This window comes from Vibrio sp. 10N.222.47.A9 (assembly GCF_963872585.1).
GTDB lineage: Bacteria > Pseudomonadota > Gammaproteobacteria > Enterobacterales > Vibrionaceae > Vibrio > Vibrio splendidus.
Map to the genome: position 1 here is coordinate 76,563 of NZ_CAWNBB010000070.1, position 21,339 is coordinate 97,901.

Genomic DNA, 21,339 nt, shown 5'->3' on the forward strand with positions numbered 1-21,339 from the left:
TAATACTTTATTTTCATTTTGAATTGCCGTAAGTTTAAACCATCAGAAAAATACTGAATCTTAATCAGAATTATCATTTGCAAAAACAGTGAGCACTGTGCAATTAGGAGATACACAATGGCATTATGGGGCGGTAGATTTACCCAAGCAGCAGACACCCGGTTCAAAGATTTTAACGATTCTCTTCGTTTTGATTACCGATTGGCTGAGCAAGACATTGTGGGCTCTATTGCCTGGTCAAAGGCTCTACAATCGGTCAACGTTCTAACAGAAGAAGAACAGCAAAGACTAGAGCTTGCACTGAACGAGCTAAAACTTGAAGTGATGGAAGATCCTGAACAGATCTTACGTTCTGATGCAGAAGATATTCACAGCTGGGTTGAGCAACAACTTATCGGTAAAGTCGGTGATTTGGGCAAAAAACTTCACACTGGCCGTTCTCGTAATGACCAAGTGGCGACCGACCTTAAACTATGGTGTCGTCAACAAGGTAACCAACTGCTACTAGCGCTTGATCGTCTGCAAAGCCAAATGGTGAATGTCGCTTCTCAGCATCAAGAAACCGTGCTTCCTGGCTACACTCACTTACAACGTGCTCAGCCGGTAACTTTTGCTCACTGGTGTTTGGCTTACGTTGAAATGCTTGAGCGTGATTACTCACGTTTGAATGATGCGATTAAGCGTCTAGATACATGTCCGCTGGGTTCTGGTGCCCTTGCAGGAACTGCTTACCCGATGGACCGTGAAGAGTTAGCTCACAACTTAGGTTTCCGTCGTGCAACGCGCAACTCTCTAGATTCAGTTTCTGACCGTGATCATGTGATGGAGCTGATGTCGATCGCTTCTATTTCAATGCTTCACCTTTCACGTCTTGCTGAAGATATGATTTTCTACAACTCAGGTGAATCGAACTTCATCGAGTTAGCGGATACCGTGACGTCAGGTTCCTCTCTGATGCCACAAAAGAAAAACCCTGATGCGCTCGAACTTATCCGTGGCAAAACTGGCCGTGTTTATGGTTCATTAGCCGCAATGATGATGACAGTGAAAGCTCTGCCTTTGGCGTACAACAAAGACATGCAAGAAGATAAAGAAGGTCTGTTCGACGCTTTAGACACTTGGAATGATTGTATGGAGATGGCTGCTCTTTGTTTTGACGGCATTAAAGTGAACGGCGAACGTACACTTGAAGCAGCGAAACAAGGCTACGCGAACTCAACCGAACTGGCTGATTACCTAGTAGCGAAAGGCATTCCTTTCCGTGAAGCTCACCATATTGTTGGTGTGACGGTAGTGGCGGCGATTGCTAAAGGTTGCGCATTAGAAGAGTTAACCATCGCAGAGATGAAAGAGTTCTCTGAGGTGATTGAAGAGGATGTGTATGACATCCTGACCATTGAATCGTGTCTTGAAAAACGTAGCGCGCTAGGCGGTGTATCACCACAGCAAGTGGCTTACGCGGTTGACCAAGCTGAGAAGCGTTTATCACAGCGTGACACTTCCATCGTGAAGGTTCGTCCTGCTCGTCTGACGGATATTGAAGCGTTGGAAGGCATGGTGGCCTATTGGGCGAACATGGGTGAAAACCTACCTCGTTCTCGTAATGAACTGGTGCGAGATATTGGCTCGTTTGCTGTCGCAGAGCATCATGGTGAGGTGACCGGTTGTGCATCACTCTATGTGTATGACTCTGGTTTAGCGGAAATTCGCTCGCTCGGTGTTGAGGCTGGGTGGCAAGGTCAAGGGCAGGGTACAGCGATTGTGCAGCACTTGGTTGATAAAGCACGACAAATGGCCATTAAGAAGGTGTTTGTGCTGACTCGTACTCCAGAGTTCTTTATGAAGCATGACTTCTTACCGACATCAAAATCTCTGCTGCCAGAGAAGGTGCTGAAAGATTGTGACCAGTGTCCTCGTCAACACGCGTGTGATGAAGTGGCCTTGGAAGTTAACTTGGTAGAACAGATCATCGCTAAGGTTAATGTTGCATAAAGCATTGATTTTATAGCCCCTAAAAAAAAGATCAAAAAATTGATCTTTTTTGGGAACAAATTAAGAAAAGTCCGGTCTATTAAAGTACCACTGCTTTTTCTTAGAATTTTCTAAGAAAGCCCTAGAATCGATTGGTTCTGGGGCTTTTTTCTATCTGCTGTTTGGGAAATGATGATGGCTTGCTAAGTCGGGTCATTTAATTGGGCATCTAGCCTTTATCGCTTATCTAGTCGTTATCACTTATCTAGCAACGTCTCTCTGTTAACGCTTTTTGTTCCTTAAAGGCAGCACGACAAACTTCATTATCCAATGCAACGACAGCAAGCCACTGAACGCAAAAGCGGCCATCATCAACGCGATGGCATTGATGGTTTTTGGGTCTTCTTTGAAAAACAACCACCATGCTCCCCAACTTAAAATCGACAACACCATCAGCTGATTCATACAGCGCTGGCAGCGGCCGAGTTTGTTACGGATTTTTTCACTTTTATTGCAATGAATGCATGTCATCTTAGGTTTGATTCGCGTTATGCTTGTTGCCTTGATAATAACACGTCACAAGATATTGGATCACGGTGACACAGAGAGAGAAAGTCGATGATTGAGCGCCAAGAAACCAAACAACGCATGAGCCGTATTGTTAAACACAACGGCACTATCTACCTATGTGGCCAAGTGTGTGCTGATGCAACCAAAGACATCACTGAGCAAACACAAACGATGCTGGATAAAGTGGAAGCCCTACTTGAGCAAGCGGGTAGCGACAAGGAACACATGCTGTCAGCAACGATTTACTTGAAAGACATGAAAGACTTCCAAGAAATGAATGCAGTTTGGGATGCATGGGTTCCAGAAGGTCACGCTCCAGCTCGCGCATGTGTGACGGGCGACATGGCTCGCGAAGCGCTACTTGTTGAGATCTCTGTGATTGCTGCTGAGAAGTAATCGCTAAGCCTTTAGCGACAAGTAATGGCTTCAAGAGATTCCAGATACCTCGTCCCTCGGCTCTGGAATGACGATGCTCGAAGCCAAAAACAAAAAGGAAAGCCAATGGCTTTCCTTTTTAGTATCTAGTCTTTGTTGATAGACCAAACTGCTAGTTTTTCAACGACCTGAGATTAACAACCAGGGCCACAATCTAGACAGTGTTTCACCATCTCTGGACCAAGGTGCAGTTTCGCATTCAGGTCACGTAGCGCTGTTCGTACACCTTCTTCAATTACTGGGTGGTAAAATGGCATATCCAACATTTCAGAAACCGTCATCTTTTTCTGGTGTGCCCATGCGAGTAAGTGAGCCAAATGTTCTGCGTTTGGTCCCATCATCTCAGCACCAAGGAAACGGCCTGTACCTTGCTCGCCGTAAACGTGCAGAATACCTTTGTTGCGTAGCATCACTCGTGAACGACCTTGGTTCTCGAAAGACACTTCACCGGTTGCGAAACAACCACATGTGCCTAAGCGGGTTATGATCTCTTTGTATGTTTCACCCACCATCGCGATTTGTGGGTCAGAGAATACCGCAGAGATTTTAGAGCGGCGTAAGCCTGCGCGAATCTCAGGGAAGCGACCTGCATTATCACCCGCAATACGTGCTTGGTCTGCTGCTTCATGCAGTAGAGGCAGTTGGTTGCTTGCATCTCCGGCAATAAATACCGATGGTAACGATGTTTGTAGCGTGTAGTGGTCGGCGATTGGCACACCACGTTCATCAAGTTCTAGAGAGGTATTCTCTAGGCCAAGCTTATCAGTGTTAGGACGACGGCCTGTTGCTGCCAGCACATACTCAACGATGTTAGTTTCTAGTTCACCTTGCTTATTGATGAACTGGATTTCAACGCGATCTTCACCTGATTCAGTGGTAATGCGCTTCATGCTTTCGATTTTTACGTCAGCATCTAGGTAGAACTCTTCATTGAAGGCTTTATCTGCATACGCCATGATTTCAGGGTCGGTTACTGGACCCACTTGACCACCCAAACCGAACAGTTTGGTCTTCACACCTAAGCGATGCAGTGACTGACCAAGCTCTAGGCCAATAACGCCCGGGCCAAATACCGCAACCGATTCTGGTAAATCATCCCAGCTGAACACGTCATCGTTAATGATCAGGCGGTCACCAAGTTCATTCCAAACTGCAGGGTATGCAGGGCGAGAACCGGTCGCGATAACAATTCGCTTAGCGCTGACAACCGTGTGGTCATCGATTTGTAGCGTGTTGTCGTCTAAGAACTTTGCGTAGCCAGAGATCTTGTCTTGTTCTGGGATTTCATCAACACCTTCTAAAACAAAACCAACAAAACGGTCACGTTCAAATTTCACTCGGTCCATCACTTCACGGCCGTTAATCACGATATCACCTTGTGGGTGAACGCCAAAAGCCGGAGCTTTCTCGATGTGATGTACACTTTCTGCAGCTGCAATAAGCAGTTTAGATGGCATACAACCAACACGAGCACAGGTTGTACCGTAAGGGCCGCCTTCAATCATCACTACACTGTCAGTGTGTGCTTTTGCAGCGCGGTAAGAACCTAGACCTGCCGTACCGCCCCCGATAACTGCTACATCTACATTGACTTGTTTCATAATAATTTTCTCGCAATGGCTAAATTTAGTGTGAACGAACCCCTCCAACTCTGGTGATTTTGTTGAGAGTCAGGATTGCGGGTCAGTTTTGTGATTCTGTTTTATTAGGTTTAGCTTGTGATTCAGCTTTTTGTTACTAACTGCTTCTTGTTACTAACTATAGGTTAGTTAAAAGTTGGCGAGTCAGAAGCTGTATCTTTTTCCAAAGCTCAGATAAGAGTGGTTTGGAATAGCTAACCCACAAGAGGGTGGGTTAGCTGGTATTACTAAGCTATTTAATTGCTTAGGTTATTTAATTGCTAAGCGTTTATTAGCGACTAAGTGATTAACCTAGGAAAGTTTCTAGTTCTTCGCTACCACCGATGTGTTTGCCACCGATGAATACTTGAGGAACGGTAGTGCGACCAGAGATTGCACGTAGGCTTACTGTTGTTGCGTCTTTACCTAGAACCACTTCTTCGTAGTTTAGACCTTTGTCGATTAGGTTCTGTTTTGCTTTCATACAGAAAGGACAGCCTGGCTTAGTGAATACTGTGATTGACTCTTGCTCTTTGTGTTCAGGAGCAAGGTAGTTAAGCATAGTATCAGCATCAGAAACCTTGAACGGGTCGCCTGGTACGTCTTCTTCGATGAACATTTTTTCTACCACGCCGTTTTTAACCAGCATGCTGTAGCGCCATGAACGTTTGCCAAAGCCGATGTCGTTTTTCTCAACTAGCATACCCATGCCGTCTGTGAAGTCGCCGTTGCCATCTGGGATGAATGTGATTTTTTCAGCTTCTTGGTCTGCTTTCCATGCGTTCATTACGAACGTGTCGTTTACAGAAACACAAAGGATGTCATCAACGCCGTTTTCTTTGAATACAGAGTGCAGCTCGTTGTAACGAGGTAGGTGGCTTGAAGAACATGTTGGTGTAAACGCACCTGGCAGGCTGAATACGATAACTGTCTTGTCTTTGAATAGCTCTTCCGTCGTTACATTAACCCATGCATCACCTTGGCGAGTTGGGAATGTTACTTGAGGGATTGATTGACCTTCTTTAGATGCAAACATATTGATTTCCTTAAATAGTATTTTAATTTTGTTCTATCAGAGCTTAACGTTTTTCTTTGCTCTGTTTCGTTTCGTTGAGCCCATTATTAGATAAATCCTTTGATAGCTCTAATCGTTTGATGTTATGGTTTTGATAGGTAAATTCTATCAAGAGCATTTTTCTTTTAAATGTTTCTATTAAAACCCTTGTTCTTATTAAAACCTGAGGTAAGAGACTGAGCATGAACATTCGTGACTTTGAATACTTGGTGGCGCTCGCTGAGCACAAACATTTTCGAAAAGCAGCAGAAGCGTGCTTTGTAAGTCAGCCGACATTGAGCGGTCAGATACGCAAACTGGAAGATGAAATTGGACTTCAATTAACCGAGCGTAGCCCAAGGAAGGTAATATTTACAGAATCAGGTTTACAACTTGTTGAGCAAGCCAAGCGCATTCTCAACGAGGTAAAGACGTTTAAAGATATGGCAAGTGGACACGGTGAAGCGATGACGGGGCCGATGCACATTGGTTTTATCCCAACCGTTGGCCCGTACATTTTGCCTAAGATCATACCTTATCTAAAAGAGAGTTTCCCCGATCTTGAGCTTTACCTGCACGAAGCGCAGACACATCAGTTAGTGAGCCAGTTAGAAGATGGCAAGCTTGATTGCTTGGTGCTGGCTGCGGTAGATGAAACGGCGGCGTTCAAAGAGATTGATGTCTATGACGAACCATTAAGCGTTGCCGTACCGTGTGATCATGAATGGGCACAGCAGGACGCTGTCGATATGCTGCAATTAAATGGACAAACCGTACTTGCGCTGGGTGATGGTCACTGCTTACGAGATCAAGCTTTGGGCTTCTGTTTTGCTGCGGGTGCAAAAGATGATGAGCGCTTTAAAGCGACCAGCTTAGAAACGCTGCGTAACATGGTAGCGGCAGGGGCGGGCATTACCTTGTTACCTCAGTTATCGGTTCCAAAGGAAAAGCAGAAAGATGGCGTGTGTTACGTGCCAGCGGTGAATCCAACACCTTCACGTCGCATTGTTGTTGCTTATCGACCGGGCTCTCCGCTAAAGGGGCGTTTTGAGCAACTGGCTGAGGCTATCCGAACTCAATTGGAAAAAACGGTTTAGCACTCGAGTTTAGAGCGGAGTTCGTTCAGATGTAGATATAAAAAAGGGTTGATATGAATTCATATCAACCCTTTTTTGTTGGTTCATCTTACTCGGTTCAACAAACCCTAGCTAGAATAGCTCTTCTACTGCTTCGCCTGATGACGTTGAGTAGATGTCATCATTGAAACGTTCAGTGATGTACTCAGTTGGCTCTGTGCCTTTCTCGAAGTACTCGAACATTGATGAGCTATCGAACTTATTAGTCAGTAAGCCAGTTTCACGGTCGATACGAACACGAACGATGTTCTCCGGAATCTCTTTACGCTCAGCAGGAACGCCCGCTAACGCCGTACCCATGAAATCAACCCATGCAGGCTCTGCCGTTTTAGCGCCCGCTTCGGCACCGGTAATCTGGCTCTTGCCAAGGTTAGAGTTCGCTTTAGTTCGACCTAGGTTACGGTTGTGGTTATCAAAACCAACCCATACCGTTGCCACCATGCCAGGGCCGTAGCCGCTGTACCATGTATCTTTCGAGTCATTGGTTGTACCGGTTTTACCGCCAATGTCACGACGCTTCAACGGCTGAGCTCGCCAACCTGTACCATTCCAACCTGTACCAGCACTCCAGTCACCGCCGCCCCAGATGTTGCTGTACATCATTTCACGAACAAGGAATGCGTTCTGCTCAGAGATGACTTGAGGCGCGTATTGCACTTTGGCATCCACATCTTGCTCTGCAAACTCATCGGCCATTGGGTCTGTGGCAACCTTATGATCGCAATTGTCCTTACAAACCACTTTTGGTGTCGCTTCGAATTCAGTCTCACCAAATGGCGTTTCAATACGGCTGATGTAGAAAGGTTCAACGTAGTAGCCGCCATTAGCGAATACTGAGTAACCTTGAGCTACCTTCATTGGCGTTAAGCTACCCGCACCTAGAGCAATGGTTTCAGAACGAGGTACTTCGTCAATATCAAAACCAAAACGAGTTAGGTAGTTACGAGTATCATCTAAGCCAACTTCACGCAGCACACGCACAGCCATTACGTTTTTAGATTGAGCTAAGCCAATACGTAAACGCGTAGGACCCACGTAGGTCGGTGGTGAGTTCTTTGGTCGCCATGCGGTACCTTGGCTCTTATCCCATTGATTAATAGGCGCATCGTTGATCAGTGATGCCAACGTTAGGCCTTTATCAATGGCCGCTGAGTAGATAAATGGTTTGATACCAGAACCCACCTGACGAATAGATTGCGTCGCACGGTTGAATTTGTTGTGAACAAAGTTAAAGCCACCCACCATCGACAATACCGCACCGTTGTTCGGGTTCATTGCAACAAAAGCAGTGTTCGCATTGGGTACTTGGCTTAGTCGCCATTCAACAGGTGTTTCTGACTTCGCCTCTGCTGACTCTTCTGTCGGTTCTTCAGATACTTCGTCTCCTGTAATTGCTTCATGGCGAACCCAAACTTGTTCACCAACAGCAAGAATCTCTTTCGCTTGAGAAGGGGCTGGTCCTTGGCGATTATCCGTTAGGAATTTACGCGCCCAGTTCATGCCTTGCCACTCAATAGTGCCTTCACCTTGGTTTTTAACCCAAACTTGAGCACTTTTCGAATCAACCGCGGTAACAACAGCAGGGACTAAGTCACCATAGGTTGGTTGAGACTTAAGGTGTTTAACGATTTGTTCCTGATCCCAAGCTGATTGTGCCGTTTGCCATAATACTTTTTCTGCACCACGGTAGCCGTGACGTTCATCGTAGCCAAGTAGGTTCTTAATCGCCGCCTGGTTCGCTGCCTTTTGCAGTTTTGAATCAACGGTCGTGTAAACCTTCATACCTGATGTGTAAGCGGCTTCGCCATAGCGTTCAACCATCCACGCACGTGCTACTTCAGCAACATACGGCGCGCTCAGTTCAATCTCTGCACCGTGATATTTCGATATCAATGTCTCGCTACGAGCTTCATCGAACTCTGCTTGAGTGATGTATTTCTCGTCTAACATACGACGTAATACCACGTTACGACGGTGAGTCGCGCGCTCAATCGAATAGATAGGGTTCATCGTGGACGGTGCTTTTGGCATACCCGCCAGCGTAGCAATTTCACTCAGGGTAAGCTCAGGGAGATCTTTACCGAAATAAACACGCGCTGCCGCGCCAAAACCGTACGAGCGGTGACCAAGGAAGATCTTATTTACATAAAGCTCCATGATCTCTTCTTTGCTAAGCAGTTGCTCGATATGGATCGCAATGAAGATCTCTTTGATCTTACGCATGATCTTTTTCTCATTAGATAAGAAGAAGTTACGCGCAAGCTGCTGAGTAATGGTACTCGCCCCTTGTTTGGCTGAACCCGACATTGCAACGACGAGCGCTGCACGGGTGATACCAATTGGATCAATACCTGGGTGTTCGTAAAAACGGCTATCTTCGGTGGCAATCAGAGCTTCAACTAAGTGGCGAGGAATCTCGTCATAAGTCACTGGGTTGCGACGCTTTTCGCCAAATTGAGAGATCAACTTACCGTCTTGACTGAAGACTTGCATTGGCGTTTGGAGCTTCACGTCACGCAAAGTGGCAACATCAGGCAACTCTGGTTTTACGTAATAATAAAACCCAAAAATTGTACTGACTCCAAGAATCATGCAAATCAATGTAAATATGAATAATCGCTTTATGAACTTCACCGGATAATCCCTGATTAGTTAAGGCTGATAAGCAGCAAACCCTTGTACTCTAGGCTAAAAACTTAGCTTTCGTTTATTAACGCTTATTTAACTAATAATCACAACCCCTAGATAATCAACGAAATGCTTGGCACTTCAGGAGCTAGGTCACATGGGTTCATCATTAATTACAGGTATAGATATAAATCATCACAGCATCAAAGCCGTGGTACTAAAACCCGTGGGGGAGTTGTATGCCCTAGTGGGATACAAAGAGCTGCCGATTTCGGACGACATTTTTACAGCTAACCATACTTTGGAGTATCAGAAAACTGTTAAGAAACTTAAAGAACTTAGGAAAGGGCTGCCTTTTGGCTGTTGCAACGTCGCCATTTCAGTACCTGATAACACGGTGATCAGCAAAGTACTGCAAATAGAGAGTGAGTTAGAAGACAGAGAAAAAGAGTTTTCGATCTATCAAACCTTTGCTCATCAATCTCCCTTTCCGATAGAGGAGCTGAGTTTAGATTTTGTAAAGCTAGAAGACAAACGATTTGGTAAAGGTTCGACAAGCAGTTATCAGGTATACGCCACTCGTAAAGAAGTGGTGGATAGCCGAGCGGATGCTTTGACCAAAGCTGGTTTTAAACCTGTGGTGGTAGACACGCAGGCGCATGGGTTGCTTAACATCTGGCAAATGGCATCACGACTGTACCCCGAAAAGAAAAACTGGCTGCTGGTGGATGTGGGAATCGACCAAACGTCGTTAGGCATTATTCCACAAGGTTTGGCACCGTTTTATAAAGATATCGCTTTTGGTACCAAAGATCTTCGCAGCCATGGTGCGACAAGTGATATCGAGAGTGTGTTCGCCACCACTGAAGATACACATCAATTTATTGTTAATTTGATTGAGAAGCTCAAGCGTCAATTACAGCTCTATTCATCAGGAAATGCACAGCAACCTATCTCAGGGATCTGGCTGATGGGTGAGGGCGCCAGCATTCCTATGGTAACCGAAGAGCTAGAACGTCAATTTCAGTTGAGTTGCGAGTCACTGAACCCTTTGTCTCTATTTGAGAATAAGGTGGCGAAGCGACGTCGATTACCAACGAACTGGCAACATTTCGGTATTGCGGCGGGTATGGCGATGAGTGGACTCAAGTGGCAGGGAGAGAAGCATGTTGCATCAAATTAACCTGCTGCCGTGGCGTGATGAGATTCGCGCTCAGCATAAGAAGCGCTTTATCCATCTGATCATTCTTGGCGTCATCATCGCGCTTGCAGGGCAATGGGCGGTTGGTCACTATTTTTACGACCAACAAGCCAAGCAGCAAGCACGTCTTAGTTACCTCAATCGATATATTGCCGAGCTCGACCGACAAATTCAGTCATTAAAGGTCGCAGAGCAGGAGCATAAAGCGATTCTGACTAGGCTTGATGTAGTCGAATCGCTACAGCTTGGCCGCAATAAGACCACCGACTTTATGAACTTGATGCCGGAGCTGATTCCCGAGGGTGTGTATGTCGACAAGATAAAGATGAATGGTCAGGAAATTGAAATGTCGGGCATTAGCGACAGTACTGCTCGTCTCGCTACGATGTTGGATAACCTCGAGCGTTCAGATTCTCTGAAAGGGGTCGAGATGCACTCTATCGTTCATAACCGCAAGCGCTTTAATAAAGAGTTTCAGACCTTCAAGGTCTCTTTTGTGTTTAGCCCTGTGTCTTTAGAAAGCACAACCGCGAGCAGAAAAGAGAAGGGGGCGCATCATGGCTAACCTTCAAAATAAGATTAGTTGGCAAAACAGGATGAGTTTGCAAGATCTCGATGTTGATGAGATCACCGAATGGCCATTGTTGCCTCAGCTTCTCGTGATTCTGGTGTTGATAGTGTTAATCCAAGGTGTTGGCACTTGGCTTTATGTGCTGCCGCTCGACGATGAACTGCAACAGATGAAGCAACAGGAGCAGACCTTAAAAGCGACCTTGAGAATAAAGGCCAATAAGGTTGCGGCCTTACCTAAGCTTCAGAGCCAGCTGGATGAGCTAACTAGCCGTTATGACTATCTATTGGAGCAATTGCCCGTTCAAAAAGAGCTAGCCAGTATGTTGGCCTCTGTGAACGAGCTTGGATTGGATAATAAGCTGACATTTACGCGAATTGACTGGGGGCAGAAGCAGAACAAAGAGTTTCTCTATCGTTTACCGCTCAACATCGAGCTGACGGGTGACTACCACGAGATTGGTGATTTCTCTGCGGCCATTGCTAAGCTGCCACGCATCATCAGCTTTGATGACGTGAATTGGCAGCGAGTCAGTCAAGAAAGTAGCACGCTGCACTTCAGGGTTCGAGCTTATACCTACCAATTTAAATCGGAGGTCAATGATGAAACCCAATAGCGTGTTTTATTCAACATTATTATTGCTTGTGCTCACGGGCTGTAAAGCGAATGAAGATTCGTTAGAAGACTTTGTAGTGCAAGTTGAGGCCAAAGCGAGAAAAGAGGTGGAACAACTGGTTCCTGCGACTGAATTTTTGGCCGCTACTTATCAGCGCCGAGCCTTTCGTCCTCCGTTTGAACTGCCTAAAGAAGCCATCGTGCAAAATCAGCCTTTAGTTAAGAAAGACTGTTGGCAACCTAGCGCGCGTTCTCGTAATGGAAAATTAGAAAAGTACCCGTTGAGTAAGCTTCGTTTAAGAGGCGTCATGGGAAGCGGAACAAGTGTGTTTGGGTTAGTGCAAACACCCAAAGGGAACGTGGTAAACGTCAAAAAAGGCCAGTTTATCGGCTTAAACAACGGCCGAGTTACTAAAGTGACGAGCCAGTACGTTCAGATTAATGAAACTCTTCCAGATGGCTTAGGTTGTTGGCATAAGCGCAACGTTAGACTGGCTCTGAAGTAAACCAATGTCACATGATGTGGATATGAGATGTAAATATGATTAAAGGAATAAGTGGATTAGTGAGCAAGGCTCTACAAGGTTTTGCTGTGTCTGTGATGTTAGTCTTTAGTGTGCTCGGTCACGCCGAGAGCTTACCTAATCAATTGGAGAATATTGATTTTAGGGTAAACAAAGATAAAGACGCCGTCATTATTATTGAGCTGGCAACCAGCACCGCTGTGGTGGATGTTCAACGTGCTCAGGAAGGGTTAAGTATCGAATTACTCAATACTCAAGTTAATGACGATAAGCTTTATCTTTTGGATGTGAAGGATTTCGCGACCCTAGTGGAAGGTATTGAAGTCTATAAAGAGACGCCCAGCACACGACTGTTGGCGACGATCGCTGGTGACTATCAGTATGAATATAACCTAAAAGGTCGCTTCATAGAGGTGGTGATCAGCAAGCCTGTTATCAATGAAGCGACCAAAGAGAAAAGCGTTTTAGAAAAAGAGGGCAAACTGATATCGATTAACTTCCAAGATATCCCGGTACGAAATGTCCTGCAGCTGATTGCTGACTACAACGATTTCAATCTCGTGGTGTCTGACTCAGTAGCGGGTAACCTCACTTTACGTTTAGATGGCGTACCTTGGCAGCAAGTTCTCGACATTATCTTGCAAGTTAAAGGACTAGATAAGCGCGTTGATGGCAATGTTATTTTGGTGGCGCCAAAAGCAGAACTCGATCTTCGAGAGCAACAAGCGTTAGAGAAATCTCGCTTGGAAGAGGAGTTAGGGGAGCTTAAGTCGGAAATCATCAAGATTAATTTTGCTAAAGCCACCGACATTGCCGACATGATTGGCGGTGAAGGTGCGGTGAGCATGTTGTCCGATCGTGGCTCGATCACCATTGATGAACGCACCAATTCCCTATTGATTCGTGAACTGGCAGAAAACATTGCCGTGATACGAGGCATCATTGAATCTTTGGACATCCCCGTGAAGCAAGTCCAGATAGAGGCGCGCATCGTAACCGTTACCGAGGGTAACCTTGATGAGTTAGGGGTGCGTTGGGGTGTTTCTTCCACCAACGGTAGCTTCAAAGTTGGCGGCTCGATAGAGGGCAACCACCCATCGCAAATTACGCCGTATGACGATAATGGTGGGAATAGTGCGATTGACGATTTCCTCAACGTTAATCTAGGGGCGACATCTCCTAATGCATCAAGCATTGCGTTTCAGGTGGCCAAACTGGGTTCAGATACCTTGCTTGATCTTGAATTGTCGGCACTACAACAAGAGTCAAAAGCTGAGATTATTTCCAGCCCTCGTTTAATCACCACCAATAAAAAGCCCGCTTATATTGAGCAAGGTACTGAAATTCCTTATTTAGAGTCGTCTTCAAGTGGTGCTACTTCGGTCGCATTTAAGAAAGCGGTGTTGAGTCTTAAGGTGACACCACAAATCACGCCCGACAATCGTTTGGTATTGGATTTAAGCGTGACTCAAGATAGGCCAGGGCAAGTAGTAAAAACGGGAACGGGTGAGGCTGTTGCCATTGATACTCAACGCATAGGGACGCAAGTACTTGTTAATAATGGTGAAACAGTCGTACTTGGTGGGATATTTCAGCACAGTGTGAGCAGTACAGTGGACAAAGTTCCTCTGTTAGGAGACTTGCCAGTTTTGGGTGCATTATTCCGTCGTAGCTATGAAAATGTGGGTAAAAGTGAACTACTTATTTTTGTTACACCCAAAGTTGTGATTCAGTAATGAACAATTAGATTAAAAATAAAGTTGCATTAGTGGCACCTAACCTTGATAATTTCGGGTCTTATCACGAATTATCTGTGAGGAATCGGTGCCACGGGCCTTTTAATTTCAGTACTTGTACTGACCTACCTTGTGGCGATGTCATTGAATTAACGTTGTAAATTACTGCTAAAAACATGGCTGAGAAACGCAATATTTTTCTTGTTGGCCCAATGGGCGCCGGCAAAAGTACAATTGGTAGACACCTAGCTTCCCAACTTCATATGGAGTTTCTAGACTCTGACACTGTGATCGAAGAGCGCACTGGCGCAGACATCGCATGGGTTTTTGATGTTGAGGGCGAAGATGGTTTCCGTAAGCGCGAAGAATCTGTAATCAACGATCTGACAGAAGAACAAGGTATTGTTCTTGCGACAGGCGGTGGTTCAGTGCTGAGCAAAGAAAACCGTAACCGTCTATCTGCACGAGGCATTGTTGTATACCTAGAAACAACAATTGAAAAGCAACTTGCTCGCACTAACCGCGACAAGAAACGCCCTCTACTTCAAACAGACAACCCGCGTGATGTGCTAGAAGATCTAGCTGTATCTCGCAACGCACTATACGACGAAGTGGCGGACTACACAGTTCGTACCGACGATCAAAGTGCAAAAGTGGTAGCCAACCAGATCGTAAAAATGCTAGAAGAACGTTAAGTTCATTTTTTCGGAGAGCAAACCCATGGAACGGATTACGGTCAATCTAGCTGAGCGTAGCTACCCTATCTCTATTGGCGCCGGGTTATTTGAAGACCCGGCGTACCTTTCTTTTTTATCAGGCAAACAGAAAGTTGTTGTTATCAGTAATGTGACAGTAGCGCCTCTTTATGCCGATAAAATTTTATCGTTGTTGGATCAAGTAGGCTGTCAAACTTCTCTTTTAGAGTTGCCAGACGGTGAGCAATACAAAACACTTGAAACGTTCAACTCAGTGATGAGCTACATGCTTGAAGGAAATTACAGCCGCGATGTGGTGGTGATTGCTTTGGGTGGTGGTGTTATCGGTGATTTGGTCGGTTTTGCTGCCTCTTGCTACCAGCGCGGTATTGATTTCATTCAAATCCCGACGACCCTTCTTTCTCAAGTGGACTCCTCTGTAGGCGGTAAAACTGCAGTGAACCATCCCCTTGGCAAGAATATGATCGGCGCTTTTTACCAACCAAAATCTGTCATCATCGATACTAACTGCTTATCAACGCTTCCAGAGCGTGAGTTCGCAGCGGGCATTGCTGAGGTGATCAAATACGGCATCATTTACGATGAAGTCTTCTTTGATTGGTTGGAACAGAATCTAGAGAAACTTTATCAACTTGATGAAGACGCACTGATTACCGCGATTGCTCGTTGTTGTGCGATTAAGGCTGAAGTGGTTGCTATAGATGAAAAAGAGTCAGGAATCAGAGCGTTATTGAACCTAGGTCATACATTTGGTCATGCGATCGAAGCAGAACTAGGCTATGGTAATTGGCTACATGGTGAAGCTGTGTCGTCAGGCACTGTAATGGCAGCGAAAACCGCTCAATTACAGGGACTGATCTCTCAGCAGCAACTTGAGCGAATTATTTCTATACTCAAGAATGCGAAACTGCCAATCCATACGCCAGAAAGCATGTCTTTTGAAGACTTTATGAAGCACATGATGCGTGATAAAAAAGTGCTGTCTGGTCAGTTACGTTTGGTATTACCAACAAGTATTGGTACCGCTGAAGTGGTCGCTGATGTGCCTCAAGACATCATTAAACAAGCGATTGATTTCTGCCGTACTCTTTAAATTTGGTTGTGAGGTTGCCTAGCTAAACTCTAGGCAGCTGAAGCGTTTTACTGATCGATCTTATCAGTAGGGATCCCCAATGAGTTTGGCTCATGAATTAAGAGTATTAGAGTTAGAGTCTCAAGTTGAGCTGCTAGAGCGCTTACAGCTTTTGACTAACTTTGGTTCAAACCTTGTAACGGTTGCGGGCAAAGCTGGCTCTGGCCGATCTTGGTTGGCTCAACGCTACCTTGAAGCATGGTCGACAGAAAAAAATCAGTGTTTACTGCTTTGTCACCCAAGCCAAGACGATCAACAACGTCGCGCGCTTATTCTTAGCCAAATTGTTTCTGATCCCCTGTTTAATCAACATGATTCTTTATCAGATAGCCTTGCAAGGCTACTGGATGGAGAGTCGTGTAATGTGGTTATCGTTGTAGATGATGCCCATCGACTGTCTGAGCTATTGGTATCCGAATTATGGATGTTGGTACTTGAAGCTCAATCAAACCCTCAATGGACGATCAATATCGTTCTCTTCTCGGAAATTGGCCATCTAGACACGCTACTAACACGTCTTAGTTACGGGCAACCACACAAGCCTATAGACCTCGAGATCGATGATCTTTCTCAACCAGAAGCGGAACATTTCTTTGAATCCCTAGTGATTCGATATGTTGATGATGAGTCTGAAACTCGCGTGCGACGTGCGTTTAATAAAGCGCAACCTTTGCCTGGCGAGTTAATGGCTTTAGGAGAATTGAAAGTGGAAAAAAGGATTATTATTCGCTCAATTATTGGCTCACCCATCAATATCGCGATTGTGGTGGCCTTGTTGTTGGTTTTAATTGGTGGTGGCTATTGGTGGATGTTCAGTCAACCAACCCCTGACGATAAAGCGCAATCACTTATCGCTCCCATTGAACAAACCGCTATCCCAACGTTTGAAGTGGAAAGTGGTACCGAGCAAGCCGGAGTCGACGGATCTTCAGATTCTGAAGCCGAAGCTGACATGAGCTATCAAGGTGCTGACGATGACAGTTCATCTTTACCACCGGTTGTGGTGGAAGGTACAGCCAGTGTTGGCGAGGTGAAACAAGAGCAGCAACGTGTTGTGATTACTTCTGATGTGGTTGATGCCTTGCTTGATGACAAGCCGAAAAGTGCCGATACCAGTGCGATTGATGCTGCCGTAGAAGAAAACACAGGTGCCGCGGTTAGCGCGCAACCTGATGCGGCGAAAAACGAGTCACAAGCTTCAGTTGATGAAGATACTGACCTAACGGAATCAACACCGCCGACGAAAAAGATCACCTTCTCATTTGCTCGCGAAGAGTTACAAGCTATCTCGCCACGCGCTTATACCTTACAGTTGAGCGCGATGACGTCATTAGAAGATGTTCAGTCTTTTATTGAAGAATATGACGTCGAAGACAAGGTTCGTATTTATCCAACACTTCGTAACGACACCAAGTGGTTTATTATCACTTATCAAGATTATCCAACGATTCAAGTCGCGCGAGATGCCGTAAGTGCGTTATCAAAACCACTTCAGCAGTTGGAACCTTGGGCAAAATCGATGAATCAAGTGCATCGAGAGATAGAACGTGCGAAATAACCCTGAGCTTAGCCTCAAAATATGTTACATTCCGCAGCCTTATTTTTGAGTTGATAGATAGAGCAGTAAATGAAAAAGCAGCGTGCCTTTCTAAAATGGGCTGGTGGTAAATATGGCCTAGTTGAAGACATCCAACGTCACCTGCCACCTGCTCGTAAATTGGTAGAACCGTTTGTCGGTGCCGGCTCAGTATTTCTGAATACTGATTTTGAACAGTACCTGCTTGCAGATATCAATCCCGATCTTATCAACCTATACAATCTACTTAAAACCGATCCTGAAACCTATATCACTGAAGCGAAGCGTTGGTTCTGTCCGGAGAATAACCGTAGAGAAGTGTTCTTAGATGTTCGCGCTGAGTTCAATGGTACAGATAACGTCATGTATCGCTCGTTAGCTTTCTTGTATATGAACCGATTTGGCTTCAATGGCTTGTGTCGTTACAACAAGAAGGGCGGTTTTAACGTTCCATTTGGTTCTTATAAAAAACCTTACTTTCCAGAAGCTGAGTTGGAGTTTTTTGCTGAGAAAGCGAAGAAAGCGACGTTTGTTTGTGAAGGGTATAGCGAGACCTTTAGCCGCGCCCGTAAAGGCTGTGTGGTTTATTGTGATCCTCCTTATGCGCCATTGTCTAGTACTGCTAACTTTACCTCTTATGCGGGTAATGGCTTCAGCTTAGATGATCAAGCGGCCTTGGCTGATGTTGCAGAAAGAGCGGCAATGGAACGAGGCATCCCTGTCTTGATTTCAAACCATGATACGACCTTAACGCGCCGTTTATACCATGGTGCGGAACTGAACGTGGTCAAGGTTAAGCGCACCATTAGCCGTAATGGCGCAGGGCGTAATAAAGTTGATGAGTTACTGGCACTTTTTCATAAAGAGAAAAACCAGCAACACGCTTCAACAGAATTGTAGTCGTCACCATAACCCTCGAACTCATTAAATTGAGTGACCAACGGGTACTTTCATAAACTAATCTTTCGAACTGCTAGAATCTGCTTAGGTGCTTAGGTAGAATTGCACACCAAATAGTCTTGGGATTGAGTCTTGTATTCGTGTACGAGATGTCACAAGGCGGTGATATTCGCAATTTACTCACTCTTAAGAGGTTTGGTATGAAAGATTTTCTAATCGCTCCATCGATTTTGTCTGCAGATTTTGCTCGTCTTGGTGAAGACGTAGAAAAAGTACTCGCAGCCGGTGCCGACGTTGTGCACTTCGATGTGATGGATAACCACTACGTACCTAACCTGACTTTTGGTGCACCGATCTGTAAAGCGTTACGCGACTACGGCATCACAGCTCCTATCGATGTTCACTTAATGGTTAAGCCAGTAGACAGCATCGTACCTGAGTTTGCTAAAGCCGGCGCATCAATGATTACCTTCCACGTTGAAGCGTCTGAGCACGTTGACCGTACTCTACAGCTAATCAAAGAACACGGCTGTAAAGCGGGTGTCGTACTTAACCCAGCAACGCCACTTTCTTGCCTTGATTACATTTTAGATAAAGTAGATATGATTCTACTAATGTCTGTGAACCCTGGCTTTGGCGGTCAATCTTTCATTCCTCACACTCTCGATAAGCTGCGCGCTGTTCGTAAACTTATTGATGAATCAGGCCGCGATATCCGCCTTGAGATTGATGGCGGCGTGAAGGTAGATAATATCCGTGAAATCGCAGAAGCGGGCGCAGATATGTTTGTTGCAGGTTCCGCTATCTTCAATCAACCAGATTACAAAGAAGTGATTGATGAGATGCGTGCAGAGCTTGCAAAAGTAAACGCATAATCGTAAAACTACAGATAGATTGAATATTAAGGGGCTAATTGGCCCCTTTTTTACGTCTTGGAGCTCAACTCATAAGACGAACATAATAAATAGGAAAGTAAGATGTCATTAAGCTCAATAAAACTGATTGCCTTTGATTTGGATGGAACCTTGTTAGATAGCGTGCCTGATTTGGCTGTCGCCGCTGACCAAGCTTGTCAGGAACTGGGTTTTTCTTCAGTAAGCGAAGAACAAGTTCGCGACTATGTGGGTAATGGTGCTGATGTTCTTATTGGACGTTCATTGAGCCGTAATCTTACGGTTGATCCAAGCCTTGAGCCTGATCTTTTGAAGAAAGCGCGTATCCTGTTTGATGACTTCTACGAGCAAGGCGGCCATAAGCTGAGTCACCTTTATCCATCGGTTAAAGAGACGTTAGCTGAGCTAGACAAAGCGGGCTTCACCATGGCGCTTGTCACCAACAAGCCATCGAAATTTGTACCAGATGTTCTGGCGCAGCACGGTATCGATAAGTACTTTGTTGATGTGTTGGGTGGCGACTCTTTCCCAGAGAAAAAGCCGAACCCAGTAGCGCTGAACTGGTTGCTGGAAAAGCATAATGTGAAGGCTGAAGATATGCTGATGGTAGGCGATTCAAGCAACGACATCAAAGCGGCTAAGAACGCAGGCTGCCACTCGTTTGGTCTGACTTACGGCTATAACCACGGTGAGCCGATTTCAGTATCAAACCCTGACTATGTCGCAGACAACATTGCACAATTACTAGATGTCGTTCTAGTTTCAGCATAAAGCGGACAAAAGTTAGCTAGCCTACTAGCAAAATACTTATCAATGAGTACACTGGATGAGCCGTACAGAAGAGCTGTGCGGCTTTCTATTTTAAAGTTAAGAAGCTAAGTTTTTCAGATACTAGGTTAAGAAACTAAGTTAACGAGCTTAGCGAACAAGCAAAGGAATTAAAAGCATGAGCAAGCCCATCGTATTGAGTGGTGTTCAACCATCTGGTGAACTAAGTATCGGTAACTACTTGGGTGCTCTACGTCAATGGCAACAGATGCAAGATGATTACGATTGCCAATACTGTGTTGTAGACCTTCACGCAATTACGGTTCGCCAAGATCCGAAAGCACTGCATGAAGCGACTCTAGACGCATTAGCAATCTGTCTTGCTGTCGGTGTTGATCCAAAGAAGAGCACGCTATTTGTTCAGTCACACGTACCAGAGCATGCTCAACTTGGTTGGCTTCTTAACTGTTACACACAAATGGGTGAACTGAGCCGTATGACTCAGTTTAAAGATAAGTCTGCACGTCACTCAAATGACGTAAACGTAGGCCTATACGACTACCCAGTGTTGATGGCTGCAGACATTCTGCTTTACGGTGCTCACCAGGTGCCAGTAGGTAGCGACCAGAAACAACACTTAGAGCTAGCGCGTGATATCGCAAATCGCTTTAACAACATCTACGGTCCTGAAACGCCAATCTTCCAAGTACCAGAACCTTACATTCCAACAGTGAATGCACGTGTAATGAGCCTGCAAGATGCGACGAAGAAGATGTCTAAGTCGGATGACAACCGTAAGAACGTGATTACTCTGCTAGAAGAGCCTAAGTCGATCATCAAGAAGATCAACAAAGCGCAAACCGATGCAGAAACGCCACCACGTATTGCCCACGATTGGGAAAACAAAGCGGGTATCTCTAACCTAATGGGTCTTTACTCTGCGGCGACGGGTAAAACGTTTGAAGAGATCGAAGCGCAATACCAAGGCGTTGAGATGTACGGTCCATTCAAGAAAGACGTAGGCGCAGCATTAGTTGAAATGCTTGAGCCGATTCAATCTGAATACCACCGTATCCGTGCTGACCGTGCTTACATGGACGCAGTAATGAAAGCGGGTGCTGAAAAAGCGTCTGAGCGTGCTGCAGTAACACTGAAAAAAGCATACGAAGCGGTAGGTTTTGTTACTCGCCCGTAGGGTGAGCTAAAGCCACTCGTTTCAGAATTTAAGCCCAAAGTAGACGCTGTTTACTTTGGGCTTTTTAGTGCCCGTTCCATTTGCTCTCCCAGTAAATCT

General features: G+C 45.4%; 20 protein-coding genes. 15 read left to right on the forward strand and 5 right to left on the reverse strand.

Features of this window, described 5'->3' with window-relative positions; translation table 11 throughout:
- The first annotated feature begins 117 nt into the window (after positions 1-117).
- Positions 118-1,992, forward strand: coding sequence for an argininosuccinate lyase (gene argH, locus AACT19_RS21445; protein ID WP_004729676.1), 1,875 nt, complete (start codon positions 118-120; stop codon positions 1,990-1,992).
- A 261-nt stretch (positions 1,993-2,253) separates the two neighbouring features.
- Here the strand turns inward: argH and AACT19_RS21450 are convergent, their stop codons facing one another.
- Positions 2,254-2,502, reverse strand: coding sequence for a DUF3624 domain-containing protein (locus AACT19_RS21450; RefSeq protein ID WP_029235154.1), 249 nt, complete (start codon positions 2,500-2,502; stop codon positions 2,254-2,256).
- Between the two features lie 87 nt (positions 2,503-2,589).
- Between AACT19_RS21450 and AACT19_RS21455 the strand changes: the two genes are divergently transcribed.
- Complete coding sequence (locus AACT19_RS21455) at positions 2,590-2,937, forward strand: RidA family protein (protein ID WP_004729674.1); 348 nt, start codon at positions 2,590-2,592, stop codon at positions 2,935-2,937.
- A gap of 173 nt (positions 2,938-3,110) precedes the next feature.
- Here AACT19_RS21455 and AACT19_RS21460 read toward each other — a convergent pair whose 3' ends face one another.
- The 3 genes from AACT19_RS21460 to AACT19_RS21470 all read right to left on the reverse strand — a co-directional run bounded on the left by AACT19_RS21460 (position 3,111) and on the right by AACT19_RS21470 (position 5,854).
- Entirely contained in the window at positions 3,111-4,577 is a 1,467-nt protein-coding gene (locus AACT19_RS21460; protein ID WP_017077610.1) for a dihydrolipoyl dehydrogenase, read from the reverse strand.
- A gap of 325 nt (positions 4,578-4,902) precedes the next feature.
- Positions 4,903-5,631, reverse strand: a complete 729-nt coding sequence (locus tag AACT19_RS21465) for a glutathione peroxidase (protein WP_004729672.1) — start codon at positions 5,629-5,631, stop codon at positions 4,903-4,905.
- Positions 5,632-5,674: 43 nt separating this feature from the next.
- Positions 5,675-5,854: a hypothetical protein gene (locus AACT19_RS21470; protein WP_017080197.1), complete on the reverse strand. Its 180-nt coding sequence runs from the start codon at positions 5,852-5,854 to the stop codon at positions 5,675-5,677.
- Here AACT19_RS21470 and oxyR point away from each other — a divergent pair.
- On the forward strand, positions 5,853-6,746 hold the full coding sequence (gene oxyR / locus AACT19_RS21475) for a DNA-binding transcriptional regulator OxyR (protein ID WP_076648692.1): 894 nt from the start codon (positions 5,853-5,855) through the stop codon (positions 6,744-6,746). The genes AACT19_RS21470 and oxyR overlap by 2 nt on opposite strands.
- A gap of 111 nt (positions 6,747-6,857) precedes the next feature.
- On the opposite strand, the gene AACT19_RS21480 is transcribed toward oxyR, so the two are convergent.
- The gene (locus AACT19_RS21480; RefSeq protein WP_019350879.1) at positions 6,858-9,419 is read right to left on the reverse strand and encodes a penicillin-binding protein 1A; all 2,562 of its coding nucleotides are present in this window, start codon (positions 9,417-9,419) and stop codon (positions 6,858-6,860) included.
- Between the two features lie 151 nt (positions 9,420-9,570).
- Here AACT19_RS21480 and pilM point away from each other — a divergent pair, with 151 nt between their 5' ends.
- The 12 genes from pilM (at position 9,571) to trpS (ending at position 21,240) form a co-directional block, all read left to right on the forward strand.
- Positions 9,571-10,596, forward strand: coding sequence for a type IV pilus assembly protein PilM (gene pilM, locus AACT19_RS21485; RefSeq protein ID WP_029405027.1), 1,026 nt, complete (start codon positions 9,571-9,573; stop codon positions 10,594-10,596).
- On the forward strand, positions 10,580-11,179 hold the full coding sequence (locus AACT19_RS21490; RefSeq protein ID WP_017077615.1) for a PilN domain-containing protein: 600 nt from the start codon (positions 10,580-10,582) through the stop codon (positions 11,177-11,179). The genes pilM and AACT19_RS21490 overlap by 17 nt, the downstream gene beginning before the upstream one ends.
- Positions 11,172-11,801 carry a type 4a pilus biogenesis protein PilO gene (locus tag AACT19_RS21495; RefSeq protein ID WP_004729667.1) on the forward strand — a complete coding sequence of 210 codons (630 nt, stop codon included), beginning with the start codon at positions 11,172-11,174 and terminating at the stop codon, positions 11,799-11,801. Before AACT19_RS21490 ends, AACT19_RS21495 begins: the two co-directional genes overlap by 8 nt.
- Complete coding sequence (locus tag AACT19_RS21500; protein WP_017085981.1) at positions 11,785-12,306, forward strand: pilus assembly protein PilP; 522 nt, start codon at positions 11,785-11,787, stop codon at positions 12,304-12,306. Before AACT19_RS21495 ends, AACT19_RS21500 begins: the two co-directional genes overlap by 17 nt.
- Before the next feature lie 35 nt (positions 12,307-12,341).
- Complete coding sequence (locus AACT19_RS21505; RefSeq protein WP_076648694.1) at positions 12,342-14,060, forward strand: type IV pilus secretin PilQ; 1,719 nt, start codon at positions 12,342-12,344, stop codon at positions 14,058-14,060.
- A 176-nt stretch (positions 14,061-14,236) separates the two neighbouring features.
- Positions 14,237-14,755 carry a shikimate kinase AroK gene (gene aroK, locus AACT19_RS21510; protein ID WP_004729664.1) on the forward strand — a complete coding sequence of 173 codons (519 nt, stop codon included), beginning with the start codon at positions 14,237-14,239 and terminating at the stop codon, positions 14,753-14,755.
- 25 nt (positions 14,756-14,780) lie between these two features.
- The gene (gene aroB, locus AACT19_RS21515; protein ID WP_004729663.1) at positions 14,781-15,869 is read left to right on the forward strand and encodes a 3-dehydroquinate synthase; all 1,089 of its coding nucleotides are present in this window, start codon (positions 14,781-14,783) and stop codon (positions 15,867-15,869) included.
- Between the two features lie 79 nt (positions 15,870-15,948).
- A complete protein-coding gene (locus AACT19_RS21520; protein ID WP_076648696.1) occupies positions 15,949-17,466 on the forward strand; it encodes an SPOR domain-containing protein in 1,518 nt (505 codons plus the stop codon).
- Between the two features lie 69 nt (positions 17,467-17,535).
- Positions 17,536-18,384: a Dam family site-specific DNA-(adenine-N6)-methyltransferase gene (locus AACT19_RS21525; RefSeq protein ID WP_004729661.1), complete on the forward strand. Its 849-nt coding sequence runs from the start codon at positions 17,536-17,538 to the stop codon at positions 18,382-18,384.
- Between the two features lie 200 nt (positions 18,385-18,584).
- Positions 18,585-19,259 carry a ribulose-phosphate 3-epimerase gene (gene rpe / locus AACT19_RS21530; RefSeq protein WP_029222055.1) on the forward strand — a complete coding sequence of 225 codons (675 nt, stop codon included), beginning with the start codon at positions 18,585-18,587 and terminating at the stop codon, positions 19,257-19,259.
- Between the two features lie 102 nt (positions 19,260-19,361).
- A complete protein-coding gene (locus AACT19_RS21535; protein ID WP_017077621.1) occupies positions 19,362-20,048 on the forward strand; it encodes a phosphoglycolate phosphatase in 687 nt (228 codons plus the stop codon).
- Between the two features lie 175 nt (positions 20,049-20,223).
- Positions 20,224-21,240: a tryptophan--tRNA ligase gene (gene trpS, locus AACT19_RS21540; RefSeq protein ID WP_017103608.1), complete on the forward strand. Its 1,017-nt coding sequence runs from the start codon at positions 20,224-20,226 to the stop codon at positions 21,238-21,240.
- The last annotated feature ends 99 nt before the right edge of the window (positions 21,241-21,339 follow it).

What these genes read in the sequence shown, in the direction of transcription:
- argH (WP_004729676.1), top strand. Translation starts at nt 118, where the DNA reads ATGGCATTATGGGGCGGTAGATTTACCCAAGCAGCAGACACCCGGTTC.
- AACT19_RS21450 (WP_029235154.1), bottom strand. Translation starts at nt 2,502, where the DNA reads ATGACATGCATTCATTGCAATAAAAGTGAAAAAATCCGTAACAAACTC.
- AACT19_RS21455 (WP_004729674.1), top strand. Translation starts at nt 2,590, where the DNA reads ATGATTGAGCGCCAAGAAACCAAACAACGCATGAGCCGTATTGTTAAA.
- AACT19_RS21460 (WP_017077610.1), bottom strand. Translation starts at nt 4,577, where the DNA reads ATGAAACAAGTCAATGTAGATGTAGCAGTTATCGGGGGCGGTACGGCA.
- AACT19_RS21465 (WP_004729672.1), bottom strand. Translation starts at nt 5,631, where the DNA reads ATGTTTGCATCTAAAGAAGGTCAATCAATCCCTCAAGTAACATTCCCA.
- oxyR (WP_076648692.1), top strand. Translation starts at nt 5,853, where the DNA reads ATGAACATTCGTGACTTTGAATACTTGGTGGCGCTCGCTGAGCACAAA.
- AACT19_RS21470 (WP_017080197.1), bottom strand. Translation starts at nt 5,854, where the DNA reads ATGCTCAGTCTCTTACCTCAGGTTTTAATAAGAACAAGGGTTTTAATA.
- pilM (WP_029405027.1), top strand. Translation starts at nt 9,571, where the DNA reads ATGGGTTCATCATTAATTACAGGTATAGATATAAATCATCACAGCATC.
- AACT19_RS21490 (WP_017077615.1), top strand. Translation starts at nt 10,580, where the DNA reads ATGTTGCATCAAATTAACCTGCTGCCGTGGCGTGATGAGATTCGCGCT.
- AACT19_RS21495 (WP_004729667.1), top strand. Translation starts at nt 11,172, where the DNA reads ATGGCTAACCTTCAAAATAAGATTAGTTGGCAAAACAGGATGAGTTTG.
- AACT19_RS21500 (WP_017085981.1), top strand. Translation starts at nt 11,785, where the DNA reads ATGATGAAACCCAATAGCGTGTTTTATTCAACATTATTATTGCTTGTG.
- AACT19_RS21505 (WP_076648694.1), top strand. Translation starts at nt 12,342, where the DNA reads ATGATTAAAGGAATAAGTGGATTAGTGAGCAAGGCTCTACAAGGTTTT.
- aroK (WP_004729664.1), top strand. Translation starts at nt 14,237, where the DNA reads ATGGCTGAGAAACGCAATATTTTTCTTGTTGGCCCAATGGGCGCCGGC.
- aroB (WP_004729663.1), top strand. Translation starts at nt 14,781, where the DNA reads ATGGAACGGATTACGGTCAATCTAGCTGAGCGTAGCTACCCTATCTCT.
- AACT19_RS21520 (WP_076648696.1), top strand. Translation starts at nt 15,949, where the DNA reads ATGAGTTTGGCTCATGAATTAAGAGTATTAGAGTTAGAGTCTCAAGTT.
- AACT19_RS21525 (WP_004729661.1), top strand. Translation starts at nt 17,536, where the DNA reads ATGAAAAAGCAGCGTGCCTTTCTAAAATGGGCTGGTGGTAAATATGGC.
- rpe (WP_029222055.1), top strand. Translation starts at nt 18,585, where the DNA reads ATGAAAGATTTTCTAATCGCTCCATCGATTTTGTCTGCAGATTTTGCT.
- AACT19_RS21535 (WP_017077621.1), top strand. Translation starts at nt 19,362, where the DNA reads ATGTCATTAAGCTCAATAAAACTGATTGCCTTTGATTTGGATGGAACC.
- trpS (WP_017103608.1), top strand. Translation starts at nt 20,224, where the DNA reads ATGAGCAAGCCCATCGTATTGAGTGGTGTTCAACCATCTGGTGAACTA.